Source organism: Aestuarium sp. (assembly GCF_023253315.1).
Classification (GTDB): Bacteria; Pseudomonadota; Alphaproteobacteria; order Rhodobacterales; family Rhodobacteraceae; genus Marivivens; species Marivivens donghaensis.
Genome location: NZ_JALRGW010000017.1, coordinates 17,070 through 30,098 on the forward strand (window position 1 = coordinate 17,070; position 13,029 = coordinate 30,098).

Annotated in this window: 11 protein-coding genes and 1 tRNA gene; 4 read left to right on the forward strand and 8 right to left on the reverse strand. The window is 57.4% G+C overall.

The annotated features are described in order from the left end of the window. Nucleotides 1-227 precede the first annotated feature (227 nt). Complete coding sequence (locus AC1QQ2_RS09730) at nt 228-713, forward strand: Lrp/AsnC family transcriptional regulator (protein ID WP_067549763.1); 486 nt, start codon at nt 228-230, stop codon at nt 711-713. 70 nt (nt 714-783) lie between these two features. Continuing rightward, nucleotides 784-869 (forward strand) — tRNA-Leu (locus tag AC1QQ2_RS09735). 116 nt (nt 870-985) lie between these two features. Here the strand turns inward: AC1QQ2_RS09735 and AC1QQ2_RS09740 are convergent. The 3 genes from AC1QQ2_RS09740 to AC1QQ2_RS09750 all read right to left on the reverse strand — a co-directional run bounded on the left by AC1QQ2_RS09740 (nt 986) and on the right by AC1QQ2_RS09750 (nt 5,419). Next, the gene (locus AC1QQ2_RS09740; RefSeq protein ID WP_105235631.1) at nt 986-2,725 is read right to left on the reverse strand and encodes a SulP family inorganic anion transporter; all 1,740 of its coding nucleotides are present in this window, start codon (nt 2,723-2,725) and stop codon (nt 986-988) included. Nucleotides 2,726-2,821: 96 nt separating this feature from the next. Next, a complete protein-coding gene (locus AC1QQ2_RS09745) occupies nt 2,822-4,495 on the reverse strand; it encodes a bifunctional protein tyrosine phosphatase family protein/NAD(P)/FAD-dependent oxidoreductase (RefSeq protein WP_479712977.1) in 1,674 nt (557 codons plus the stop codon). Between the two features lie 39 nt (nt 4,496-4,534). Further along, the gene (locus tag AC1QQ2_RS09750) at nt 4,535-5,419 is read right to left on the reverse strand and encodes an MBL fold metallo-hydrolase (protein WP_105235629.1); all 885 of its coding nucleotides are present in this window, start codon (nt 5,417-5,419) and stop codon (nt 4,535-4,537) included. A gap of 412 nt (nt 5,420-5,831) precedes the next feature. Here AC1QQ2_RS09750 and AC1QQ2_RS09755 point away from each other — a divergent pair, with 412 nt between their 5' ends. Further along, complete coding sequence (locus AC1QQ2_RS09755; protein WP_479712978.1) at nt 5,832-7,088, forward strand: MGH1-like glycoside hydrolase domain-containing protein; 1,257 nt, start codon at nt 5,832-5,834, stop codon at nt 7,086-7,088. Between the two features lie 165 nt (nt 7,089-7,253). Beyond that, nucleotides 7,254-7,514: a hypothetical protein gene (locus AC1QQ2_RS09760; protein ID WP_105235627.1), complete on the forward strand. Its 261-nt coding sequence runs from the start codon at nt 7,254-7,256 to the stop codon at nt 7,512-7,514. On the opposite strand, the gene AC1QQ2_RS09765 is transcribed toward AC1QQ2_RS09760, so the two are convergent. The 5 genes from AC1QQ2_RS09765 to AC1QQ2_RS09785 all read right to left on the reverse strand — a co-directional run bounded on the left by AC1QQ2_RS09765 (nt 7,507) and on the right by AC1QQ2_RS09785 (nt 12,867). Next, complete coding sequence (locus AC1QQ2_RS09765) at nt 7,507-9,138, reverse strand: alpha-D-glucose phosphate-specific phosphoglucomutase (protein ID WP_479712979.1); 1,632 nt, start codon at nt 9,136-9,138, stop codon at nt 7,507-7,509. The two genes, AC1QQ2_RS09760 and AC1QQ2_RS09765, sit on opposite strands and share 8 nt — an antisense overlap. A gap of 98 nt (nt 9,139-9,236) precedes the next feature. Further along, nucleotides 9,237-9,887: a nucleoside/nucleotide kinase family protein gene (locus AC1QQ2_RS09770; RefSeq protein ID WP_479712980.1), complete on the reverse strand. Its 651-nt coding sequence runs from the start codon at nt 9,885-9,887 to the stop codon at nt 9,237-9,239. Further along, complete coding sequence (locus tag AC1QQ2_RS09775) at nt 9,888-10,673, reverse strand: ATP-binding cassette domain-containing protein (protein WP_105236382.1); 786 nt, start codon at nt 10,671-10,673, stop codon at nt 9,888-9,890. Further along, on the reverse strand, nt 10,670-11,749 hold the full coding sequence (locus AC1QQ2_RS09780) for an ABC transporter permease (protein WP_479712981.1): 1,080 nt from the start codon (nt 11,747-11,749) through the stop codon (nt 10,670-10,672). The genes AC1QQ2_RS09775 and AC1QQ2_RS09780 overlap by 4 nt, the downstream gene beginning before the upstream one ends. A 98-nt stretch (nt 11,750-11,847) precedes the next feature. Further along, complete coding sequence (locus tag AC1QQ2_RS09785; protein WP_479712982.1) at nt 11,848-12,867, reverse strand: substrate-binding domain-containing protein; 1,020 nt, start codon at nt 12,865-12,867, stop codon at nt 11,848-11,850. Nucleotides 12,868-13,029: the final 162 nt, after the last annotated feature.

The following is a 13,029-nucleotide window of genomic DNA, read 5'->3' on the forward strand; positions in this document are numbered from 1 at the left end:
GTGCGGTCCTTTTTCGTTAGATGGCCTGATTTTGCCCAAAATGCAGGACATTTACGGAATTCTTGATGCCGTTGCGAACGGCTGCGGCGCATGTTTGCGCTAAATTTCCAGATTTACCGCACGTTAGGCCTGTTTGCCGTAAATTTACCTTGAAGGTTCGCCTTTCGCGGCGCATTCACTGTCAAAATCGCCGAGTTTGAGGCGATATTGCTGTGAGAGAGGCCAAGATGATCCACCATAGTTCTGATCTGGACGCATTCGACCGTAAGATTTTGGATATCGTCGCGATTGAGGGGCGGATCAGTGTGACCGAGCTGTCGCGTCGGATCGGCCTGTCGAAATCCCCGACCCAAGCGCGTTTGAAGCGGCTTGAGGAAACAGGGCTGATCCGTGGCTATCGCGCGCTCTTTGACCCGATCCGTTTGGGGCGCGATCACGTGGCCTTTGTCGAGGTGAAACTGACCGACACTCGCGAGTCGGCCTTGGCCGAGTTCAACGCTGCCGTCATTCGCGTGCCAGAGATTGAACAGTGTCACCTGATTGCGGGTCAGTTCGACTACCTGCTCAAGGTTCGCACGGCGTCGATGTCCGCGTATCGGCTTGTTCTGGCAGAGAAAATCTCGACCCTGCCGTATTTGGCGAATACATCGACCTATGTTGCGATGCAGGCCGTCAAAGAAGAAGGCGTCGGTCCTGTCGCCACGGGCGGATAATTCCGTCAAAGCGGCTTTTGCGCCTTTCGCCCCTTGCCCATCGGCGCGGGGCAGGGCAAAACACCCTCGTGCCCGCGTGGTGGAATGGTAGACATCGGAGACTTAAAATCTCTTGGCCTTAGTGCCGTGCCGGTTCGAGTCCGGCCGCGGGTACCACCAAAATCACCTAAGATACTGATAAGCCTCAGCTTCATACATTGGTTAACGAAATCGTAGACCATGTTGGAGACCATAGAAAAAGGGCGCGAACCGGATGGTCGCGCCCTTTTTGGTTATTCGGCTGCTTTGGCGGCAGTCATGCCTGTGAGCTTGGCCATCGCCTCGTATTGCGAGAGGAACACCTCGCCCGTCATGTCGTGCAGGAAATGCGCGGTCTGGAGGCGGTCCATCACGGGGCCTTTGACTTCGGACATGTGCAGTTTGATGCCCATATCTTTGAGGCGGGCGTTGATGGCCTCGAGGCTTTCGAGGGCGGAGAAGTCGATGGCGTTCACCGCCGACATCATCAGCACCACATGTTCGATGCCACAATCAGCCTGCACACGGTCGTAGATGTAATCTTCGAGGAAGCGTGCGTTGGCGAAGTAGAGGCTTTCATCGACGCGCATCATCACCAGACGGTCATCGGTTTTCACTTGATGGCGTTTGATGTTGCGGAAGTGTTCGGTGCCTTCCATCAGGCCCACTTCGGCGATGTGCGGGCGCGATGTTTTAAAGAGATACAGAAGGACCGAGAGGCCAACACCTGACGACACGCCCGTTTCCACACCAAAGGCCCAGGTCATCAGGATGGTTGCAGCCACCGCAAAGAAGTCGGGTTTGGAATAGCCCCACGACCGTTTCAGGATCGAGAAGTCAACGAGCGACAAGACAGCGACGATGATTGTTGCGGCCAGCGTTGCCTTGGGGAGGAAGTAGAGAAGCGGGGTGAGGGCGAGCGCGGCAATGGCGAGGCCAATAGCGGTGAAGGCACCAGCCGCAGGGGTTTCTGCACCTGCGTCAAAGTTCACAACCGAACGGGCAAAGCCACCCGTGACCGGATAGCCGCCTGTAAAAGCCGCACCGATGTTTGCAGCGCCCAGACCGATCAGCTCTTGGTCAGGGGTGATGCGCTGACGTTTCTTTGCGGCAAGGGTTTGCGCGACCGAGATCGATTCAACAAAGCCGATGATCGAGATCAGGAGGGCAGGGACAAAGAGTTTGCCGATCAGATCGAACGAGAGGTCGGGCATGGTGAAGGGTGGCAGGCTCTGCGGGACTTCGCCGACCACTTTGACGCCCCAGTTATCCAGACGGAACAGCGCAACGAAAGCGGTGGTGACGACGACGGCAGCAACGGGGCCAGCCTTGGTCAGTACGTCCGCGAGTTTCGGCGGCACGCCTTTGGACAGAAGGAGCGGTTTGAGGCCCTTGCGCACCCAGAACAGGAACGCGGTGGCCGCAACGCCGATAAAGAGCGTGATAAAGTTCAGTTTGGTGAAGTTCTCAAACAGGCTTTCGAACATATGCGGCAGCGAGTGGCCCGAGATCGAGATGCCGAGGATATGGCCGATCTGGCTCGATGCGATGAGGACGCCCGAGGCGGTGATAAAGCCCGCGATCACAGGGTGGGATAGGAAGTTCGCGATCCAGCCCAACCGCAGCAGGCCAAGGCCCAAGAGCATGACGCCCGAAAGGAACGCCAACGTCAGCGCGGCAGTGGCGTATCCGATGTCACCCGATTGGGCGACCTTGCCAATCGCGGCGGCGGTCATCAGCGACACAACGGCCACAGGACCAACGGCCAGCGCGCGCGAGGTGCCAAAGACGGAGTAGAGCATGATCGGCACGATCGACGCGTAGATACCCGCCTCAGCGGGCAGACCTGCGAGGAGCGCGTAAGCCAGCGACTGTGGCACCAACATGATCGTCACGATCACAGCGGCGACGAGGTCGTTCTGGAAGGCTTCTTTGTTATAGGTGCGGCCCCATTGAAGGACCGGGAGATATTTTGTGAGTGGCGAGAGGGCCATGGGCAACACCTTGGCGGAGGAGAGAAAAAGAACGGCGGAGCCGGCGAAGGCCCCGCCAGTTTCTGCTCCGGCATGGACACCGGAACAGGAAGGTCGTTATTTCGCGGTTACCTTTTCAGGTTTGATCATCCATTCACGGCCACGCAGCATGGCCTTCCAGTAGATCGGCGGAAGCGCGGTTTCTTTGAGCCACCACGCCAGCTTCGACGGTTTGGTGCCATCGTTGATCCACTTCGGGAAGGACGGCAGCAGCGCACCGCCGTAACCGAATTCAGCCAGAACGATCTTGCCGCGTTCGACGGTGAGCGGGCAGGAGCCGTAGCCGTTATACTGTGCGACAGCCGATTTGCCGTCGATGTCTGCGCAGACGTTTTCAGCCACAACAGGCGCCTGAACACGTGCCGCAGCAGCGGTTTTCGCGTTCGGAGCGTTCATCACATCGCCCAGCGACCAGATGTTGTCGTAGGTTTTGTGGCGCAGCGTGGACTGGTCCACATCAACCCAACCTGCGGCGTCAGCCAGCGGCGATACGCGGATGAAGTCTGGTGCGACCTGCGGCGGAACCACGTGGATCATGTCGAAATCGACGGTGACAGTGGTGGCTTCGGTTTCGGGTTTCGCGACGGCAAAGGTCGCCTTCTTCGCGGGGCCGTCGATCGAGATCAGGTTGTGGAAGAAGTTCAGCGATGCGTCGTATTTCTCAACGTATTTTTCCAGTGCAGGCACGTAGTCTTTGACGCCAAAGAGCACGCCACCAGCATTCATGAACTGGATGTCGATGTTTTTCAGAGCACCATTTTTGAACCAGTGGTCGCCCGAGAGATACATCGCTTTTTGCGGAGCACCTGCGCATTTGATCGGCATCGGCGGCTGGGTGAAGAGCGCTTTGCCCTCTTTCAGCTCTTGCACGAGTTTCCAAGTGTAAGGGGCGAGGTCATAGCGGTAGTTCGAGGTCACGCCGTTTTTGCCGAGCGTATCCACGAGGCCTTCAATGCGGTTCCAGTCGAGTTTGATGCCCGGTGCAACGATCAGGCGTTTGTAGCCAACCACGCGACAGCCATCGAGGATGACAGCGTTGTCTTTGGGTTCAAAAGCAGCAACCGCCGATTTGATCCAGTGGACGCCTTTGGGAATGAGGCTGCCCATGGTTTTTGCAGTTTCTTGGGGGTGGAAGACGCCCGCGCCAACCATCGTCCAGCCGGGCTGGTAGTAGTGGATGTCGGCAGGGTCGATCACCGCGATGTCGAGGTCAGGTTTGCGAGCCTTCAGCGACGAGGCCACTGCGATACCGCCTGCGCCACCGCCGACGATCACAACGTCAAACGATGCGTCGGTGTTGTCGGTCGGGGTTTTGCCGCCGTTTGCGATACGACGCACAACGCCGCCCATGTCGTAGCCAGCGGATTTCGTTGCTGCGAGGATGTCAGAGACGGGCAGGGATTTCGCTTGGCTCAGCGACCAGAGGGTCGCGGAACGGGTGCCTGTGCGGCAGTAGGCCAAAACGGGACCAGGGAGCGCATCAAGGGCGTCACCGAATTTCGCGGCATCCGCGTCCTCAACCTTGCCCGATACGATCGGCAGGTAGAGCGTTTCGAGACCAGCAGCCTTAGCCGCGGTGTCGATCTCTTCAAAGGTTGGTTGGTCAGCACCTTCGCCGTCGGGACGGTTACAGATGATGGCACGAAAGCCCGCGTCTGCAATCGCCTTAACGTCGGCTGCAGTGATCTGTGGGCTCACGCTGATGCGTTTGTTGATATCCTTGATGTCCATGATGTCTCCCCTCGTTTTTATTATAAAAAGGAACGGCCCTTAGAGGCCGTTCACTGGTACTTTGAGCATTGGGCGACCGTCTTTGTCGGTCGGGATTTCGCCTGCGCGCATGTTAACTTGCAGCGACGGAATGATCAGGCGTGGCATGTCGAGCTGCGCGTCACGCTCGGTGCGGAATTTGACAAAGTCTTCTTTGGTTTTGCCAGCGCCGACGTGGATGTTGTGCTCTTTCTCTGCGCCTACGGTGGTTTCCCACTCGATGTCGCGACCGTTCGGGCCGTAGTCGTGGCACATGAACAGACGCATGTCGTCAGGCAGCGCGAGAACCTTTTGGATCGAGTCATAGAGCGTGCCTGCGTCACCACCCGGGAAGTCCGCACGAGCAGAACCGCCGTCTGGCATGAACAGGGTGTCGCCCACAAAGGCCGCGTTGCCAGTGACGTAGGTCATGCAAGCGGGGGTGTGACCCGGAGTGTGCATCACGGTCAGCTTTAGCTCACCGATTTCGAGGATGTCGCCATCTTCGAGCAGAGCATCGAACTGCGAACCATCACGCTGGAATTCGGTGCCTTCGTTGAACACCTTGCCGAACACGTCCTGAACGATGGTGATATTCTTGCCGATGCCGATTTTGCCGCCCAGTTTGTTCTGGATATATGGCGCAGCCGAGAGGTGGTCAGCGTGGACGTGGGTTTCGAGCAGCCATTCCAGTTCTAGACCGTTGTCTTCGACGTGTTTGATCAGCGCATCTGCCGATTCATAGGTGATACGGCCAGCGGCGTAATCGATGTCCATGACAGAATCGACAATCGCGCATTTGTTCGATGCTGGGTCTTTGACCACATAGGAAATGGTCCAAGTCGCAGGGTCGAAAAACGCGGTAACTTCTGGTTTTACATCCATATTTACAGGGTAATCGGTCATGTCTGGTCTCCTCGGTCGCCCGCGGGGTGGGGCACAATCGGTTGTTTCGCTCAGATGTATCACAGGTCGGTATATATCTGCATACATTTGAATTTAGAAATGTATATGCGGCCTCGCAACCCTCTTGTCAACAGTTCTGACGCATAAGTCGTAAATTATATGTGAAATTTAAAATATTTTACGAAGGGTCAGTGAGATAGGCCTTTTCGAGGTCGAGTGTCACTGCCTGACGACCCGTTTGGCAACCTATCCTTGTGCGGTGATTGGTCCCACCCTTGCTACCCCGATGGGCAAAGCTGCCTAATAAAAGGGCACTGCGCAGGTTTTGGCCCAAACGTCGCCGCGTTCGGGGCTGGCGACTAAACCCACAGGTCCGAGGCGCATACGGTCGGGACAGGGGAAAGGACCACGGATGAATTACGATAAAATCGATAAAAAAGCCCGCAAGATCCTTCAGGAAAACGACCGCGGTTTATACACCGTCCCGACCAAGGGGCTGTATCCTTATCAATGGAACTGGGACAGTGCCTTTGCCGCGTGGGGGTTTTCCACCCATGATCCGCGTCGCGCGTGGGCCGAGATCGAGACCTTGTTCACGGGCCAATGGGACAACGGGATGGTCCCGCATATCGTGTTCCACAAACAGGCCATCGGTTATTTCCCTGGCCCTGATATTTGGAACGTCGAACGGGTGCCGCATACCTCTGGCATCACCCAGCCCCCGATTGCGGCGACGATGGTGCGTGCGGTCTATGAGGCCGACAAACACTATGGCCGCGTGCATATGGAGCTGATGTATGGCCGGCTGGTGTCGTGGCATCGGTGGTTCGTCAAATATCGTCTGCACGAGGGGATGGTGGTGATCACGCATCCTTGGGAATCTGGACGCGATAATGCGGTGGATTGGGACACGGCGCTGGCCAATGTGGATGGGTCGAACGTCGGCGAATACCATCGGCGCGACATTGATCACGTCGACCCCGCCATGCGGCCCAAGAAAGAGGACTACGACCGCTACCTCGCGCTGGTCCAATTCAACCGCGATTGTGGGTATGATGAGGACCACATCCGCGACCACGGCCCATTTCGCGTGGCCGATGTCGGAATGACCTTCCTTTTCCTGCGGGCCTGCCGCGATCTGTTGCATATCGCGGTCGAACTGGATCACGGCGTCGAGGAGATCGAAGGCTGGATCAAGACACTCAAGCAAGGGGTGGAGCGTCATTGGAACCCTGATCGCGGTCACTACGATTCAGTCGATGTGCGGACGGGCACGTTTACCAATTCGCTGTCGAGCGCGTCGTTCCTCTGTTGGTTTGCGGGGATCAAAGATGATCGGATGCTTGCGCATTATGATCGGATCATCGGGCAGGTGGGCTTTGGTATTCCGTCGAACGATCCCGAGGACCCGCATTTTAACCACCTTCGCTATTGGCGCGGGCCTGTGTGGGGGATGGTGAACGCGCTGATCGGGATCGGGCTCGCGGAAACGGGGCATACGGTCCACGCCGAACGGCTGCGCAAACAGACGCAAAAGCTCATCGCGGAACATGGGTTCTGGGAATATTTCAGCCCACTCGACGGTGCCCCTGCGGGCGGGCCGCAGTTCACATGGACGGCTGCAATTTGGCTGACATGGGCCTCACCCCACGCCAAGGGGCGGTTCTGATGCAACCTATGGGTTTCGGATGGATTATCGGCCCCGACTTTTCCGCGAAATCTGTTGTTCCAAAAGTCACAAATGCGGGTATTTCAGGGCTGATCAGACAATAAGAATATACGTTCGAATAAAATTTAATACCTTTGGCATGTCTGCTACCTATTGGAGCGTGTCATGCGCAAAAAGTCATTAAAGGTATCACTGGGTAAGGTTGGGTTTCATTTCTTCCAATTAAAGATCGGTCGCACACCGCGCCCGTCGATCCGTGTGATGAACTACGATTTTCGTCCGAACACAGGCAAAAAGCCGTTTAGCCAAGCCTTGGTGAACGTGAGCGCGATCGGGGATGCGCAGCGTCATCCCGTGCTCGCGTTCAAAGGTGAAGTTGTGTCGCGCGAGGTGATCGAACAGCCCGCGCTGCGTTTGGTTAAGTAATTACATTCGGGGTATCACGGCCCGTATGGGTGGTGATGCCTGCCATCGCCTCTGCGGCTGCGATGATATGGGCCAATGCCTCTTGGGGGTCTTGGTCCAATTTCGTCGGGTCGGTCTCTAGCTCTTCGAGGTAGACCCGCAGGGTCGCGCCCACTGTGCCCGTGCCCGACAAACGGAACACAACGCGCCCACCAGACGAAAAGCCGATGCGTATGCCCTGCTGTTCGCTGCGGCTGCCGTCAACGGGATCGTCATAGGCGAACTCATCCGCGCTGCTCACCGTCAGCGGGCCGAATTGCTGGCCGATGAGGGTGGCGAACTTTGCCCGCAGTCCGTCCATCACCGCATTGGCGCTGTCGACATCGACATCTTCATAGTCATGACGGCTGTAGTAGTTGCGGCCATAATCGGCCCAGTGATCGCGTAGGATTTGCGTCGCGGGTTTGCCCGTGACCGCCATGATATTGAGCCACAAGAGCACCGCCCAGAGGCCGTCCTTTTCACGCACGTGGTCCGATCCCGTGCCTGCGCTTTCCTCACCGCAAATGGTGACGCGGCCCGCGTCCAGAAGGTTGCCAAAGAACTTCCAGCCTGTCGGTGTCTCGAAACTCTCAATGCCTAGCCGTTCTGCGACCCGATCCGCAGCGGCAGACGTTGGCATCGAACGGGCAATCCCTGCGATTCCGTCCTTATAGGCCGGGGCGAGGTGCGCGTTTGCCGCGAGAATAGCGAGGCTATCGGAGGGCGAGACAAACAGACCCTTGCCCACGATCATATTGCGGTCGCCGTCGCCGTCAGAGGCCGCGCCGAAATCGGGGGCATCGGGACTCGTCATGAGCGCCATCAGCTCGTGCGCCCAGATCGGGTTCGGGTCGGGGTGTCCGCCGCCAAAGTCGGGCAGGGGGGTGCCGTTCACGACCGTTCCTGCGGCAGCACCCAGTTGTCCTTCGATCAACGCCTTTGCGTAGGGGCCTGTGACCGCGTGCATCGCGTCGAACCGCATGGTGAAGCCCGACTGGAACATCGCGCGGATCGCATTGAAGTCAAAGAGGCTCTGCATCAGGTCAGCATAATCAGCCACAGGGTCGATCACCTCAACCTGCATATCGCCGAGGGTGGAGGTGCCGATGCGGCTGAGGTCCACGTCTTGGGCCTCTAGGATGTGGTATTCGCGGATGGTTTGCGTAATGGCATAGATGCGGTCGGTGACGGCCTCTGACGCAGGGCCACCGTTTGCGCCGTTGAACTTCAGCCCGAAGTCATAATCCACGCCACCAGGGTTATGCGAGGCCGAGAGGATCAACCCGCCGTCCATCTGGTATTTGCGAATGAGGTTCGACGCGGCAGGGGTCGAACAAATCCCGTTTTGCCCAACGACGCACTTCGAAGCGCCATTGGCGGCGGCCATACGCAGGATGACTTGGATCGCGCGGTCATTGAAATAGCGACCGTCCCCACCAGCGAGCAGGGTTTTCCCCGCAACGCCGCCGATCCCATCAAAAATCGCCTGCACGTAGTTTTCAAGAAAATGCGGCTCCATAAAGGTGCGCGTTTTCTTGCGAAGCCCGCTCGTCCCCGGTTTTTGGCCCTCAATTGGCTGGGTCGGGACGGTGATCTTGGTCATTATAACAGTGTCCTTCGGAAACAAATGTGGCCCCCCGCGTAGGTGGGCGACTATGGGACACAGAATATTCTGCTGGTAGGCAGGAGCAACCCGAAACGCTACAGCGCGCCTAATGCAGGCAGGGTGATGTCGCAGGGTAACGCATGGGCGAGCACGCGTTCGGCGTTCGGGATGTCGTTCCCTTCGGCGCGGCGCACGGCATTGGTGCGCGAATGGTTGAGCGACAGCCAACGTTGGATCAAACGCGCCCGCAGTTCAGGCAGAGGCACATCCCAACGGATGGTGAGATCCCACATCGGGGCAAGTTCGCGCCACGGGTCCTCATCAAACATCAGGTAGTTGCCTTCGACGATGATGACTTGGCACTCTGGGCTGACCAGACCAGCGCCTGCGATGGCGATGTCACGAGGACGGTCGAAGACAGGGTAATAGGCGGGGCGACCCTCGCGGATGGTGCGGATAAGCTGGATAAACCCGTGAGCGTCAAACGTTTCGGGCGCACCCTTGCGGGGCCGCATGTTCATCTCGTCCAAGATACGGTTGTCGAGGTGGAACCCGTCCATCGGAACGATCTGTGCATCGATCTTTTTGATCTTCAGACGACGCAAGAGCTCTTCGGAGAGGGTGGATTTCCCGCTGGCAGGGGCGCCTGTGATGGCGACGATCAGGCGGGGCTTTGAGGCAATATGGCCCTCGATAGCATCGAGGACCACATTTACTTTGTTCGTCAGGTCGGTGAAGTTGGCCATTTACGCCAGTTCCAATTCCGTATCCGGTTCTTTTGCGCCAGTCATATAGGCAACGGCGTCCGACATGGTGTGTTTTTTCGGGTCGATCACGCACAAACGTTGACCAAGGCGGTGAACGTGGATGCGATCAGCAAGCTCGAACACGTGGGGCATGTTGTGGCTGATCAGGATGATCGGAATACCACGCGAGCGCACGTCTTGGATCAGTTCGAGAACGCGACGGCTTTCTTTTACGCCAAGCGCAGCTGTCGGTTCGTCGAGGATGATCACCTTGGATCCGAACGCCGCAGCGCGTGCTACAGCAACACCCTGACGCTGACCACCAGAGAGGGTCTCAACCGCTTGGTTGATGTTCTGAATGGTCATCAGGCCCAGATCGTTCAGCTTATCGCGCGCGAAGTCCTGCATACGAGCGTGGTCCATTTTGCGGAACACTTTGCCCAACAGGCCCGGTTTGCGCCACTCACGGCCCAAGAACATGTTGTCGGCGATCGACAGAGCAGGGGACAGCGCGAGGTTCTGGTAAACGGTTTCGATCCCCGCATTGCGCGCATCGTCTGGCCGTTTGAAGTGGACCTCTTTGCCTTCCAAGAAGATCTGGCCGTGGTCGGGAACAACTGCCCCCGACAAAGCTTTGATCAAGGTGGATTTGCCCGCGCCGTTGTCGCCGATCACAGCAGTGATTTCGCCGGGATACAGGTCGAAGTCTGCGCCGTTCATGGCCACAACCTGACCATAGCGTTTCATCAGCCCGCGTGCGGATAGGATAGGTTGCACGTTCGTCATTTCGTGGCCCTCCGCAGCCATTGGTCAAGAGCGACCGCCACAAGAACAAGGCAGCCCGCTGCAAATTGTTGCCAGTAGTCGTCCACGCCACCCAGCGAGAGGCCAGTGGTAAAGACGCCCACGATAATCGCACCCAGAACCGAGCCGATCACCGAACCGCGACCACCGAACAGAGAGGTGCCGCCGATCACAACCGCGGTGATGGATTGCAGGTTCACGTCGTCAAAGCCGATGGGAGAGATCGACCCAACGCGGCCCGCAGCAGCCCAGCCACCAAAGGCGCAGATCAGACCAGCAAAGGCGTAGACCGAAACCAAGGTGCGGTTGATGCGGATACCAGAGAGCATCGCAGCATCTGGGTCATCGCCGATTGCCATCACGTGACGGCCCCAAGCGGTGTGGTTGAGCATGTAATAAACGAGGCCAGCCAGTACCAAGAGCGCGACAACGCCATAGGTGATTTGGAACCCGGCAAAGGATATCCGTTCGCCAAAGAATAGGAGTGACGGCGCAGTTTCGCGGATGTCAGAGCCGCGGATTGACTGCGATGCCGAATACCAGAGCTTGAGCGCGGTAAAGATCGACAGCGTGCCGAGCGTCACGATGAACGGCGGCAGTTTGATCACGGTCACGAGGATACCGTTGAACCACCCCATCAGACCGCCAAAGAACAGGCCAATCGAAATGGCGAGGAATGGCGGCAGGCCGAAGTCAACGGACAGTTTGCCCATGATGATAGACGAGAGCACGAGGATCGCACCAACCGAGAGGTCGATACCTGCGGTCAGAATGATCAGCGTTTGAGCAACGGCAACGATACCCGTCACAGTCACCTGCTTGAGAACCAACGACAGTGTGCCCGGCGTCATGAAGTTATTGGCGAATGCGCCAAAGAACAAAATGCTGACGATCAGGACAAGTGCCGGAATAGTGGTGGGGTAATCCCGCAGGAATTTGCGGAGGACGTGCGTAAGTGTCTTATCGTCCTGCGCGAAGGAGGCGACGGCCTTATCGGCTTTGTCTAGGCCTACTTCGAATTCGTTAATTGGTTTTTTGGATTCTGTTTGGGTGCTCATTTCGTCCGGTGCCCTCCCTTGCGTACGAAACGCGTGACGGTGGATAGATAAAGGGCGGCGCGCTGCCGCCCTTTACCAGTGTAGTCATACTGTGGAACTTAGCCCCAGCAGATTTCAAGGCCTTCAGCGCTGGTCAGGGACGGTACGCCCTCTGCCGGCTTGTCGGTGATCAGGTTTACGCCTGTATTGAAGAAGGTCAGACCTTCGGACGCGGACGGCTTCGAACCGTCAGCGATGTATGCTGCAACAGCTTCAACGCCTTTGGATGCCATCAGCAGCGGGTACTGCTGCGAGGTTGCGCCGATGACGCCAGATTTCACGTTTTCAACGCCTGGGCAGCCGCCGTCAACGGAAACGATCAGAACGCCTTCTTCTTTGCCAGCGTTAACCAGTGCCTGGTATGCGCCTTCAGCAGCAGGTTCGTTGATGGTGTAGACAACGTTGATGTCGGGGTCACGAGCGAGGAGGTTTTCCATCGCGGTTACGCCGCCTTCAACCGAAGCGTTCGAAGTTTCGTGACCGATAACGCGCGGGTCGGTTTCCGAACCCATGACAGTCAGGTCAGGAACTTCGATGCCGAAGCCAACGAGGAAGCCGGTGTCACGTGCAACGTCAACAGAGATGTTGTCTTTGTTGATGTCGAGCATTGCGATTTTTGCGTTCGCAGCGTCGTCACCGAGGGTTGCAGCAGCCCATTTACCGATCAAGATGCCAGCTTCGAAGTTGTCGGTTGCAAAGGTCATGTCCTGTGCTTCCGGATCAGCGAGCGGGGTATCGAGTGCGATAACCAGAACGCCAGCAGCGCGTGCGTCGATCAGAGCCGGAGTAACCGAGTCGTTCGATGCGGTGATCAGGATGCCTTTTGCGCCAGCAGCAACACAGTTTTCGATTGCGGAGATCTGCGGAGCAGCGTCGCCATCGGTTACACCAGCGAACGCCATCAGGTTCATGCCCAGCTCGTTAGCGCGTGCTTCAGCGCCTTCGCGCATTTTCACGAAGAACGGGTTGGTGTTGTTTTTCGTGATGAGGCACAGGGTGCCTGCGGAATGGCTTTCGGCCATAGCCGCACCAGACATAGCAACAAGAGCAAGTGCCGAACCGGCGAGAAGTTTTTTCATGGTTTCCTCCCAAGAATTCCAGATACGGACCGTGTTTGATCCGCTCTATCCCATCGCACCTCCGCTCTGGGATTGCCCATAGACAACTCGATTCGTCGGCGTTCGTCAATAAATAAATCAATCTTATTTACTTATTGACAGTTCCAAATGTGATCGGCACTT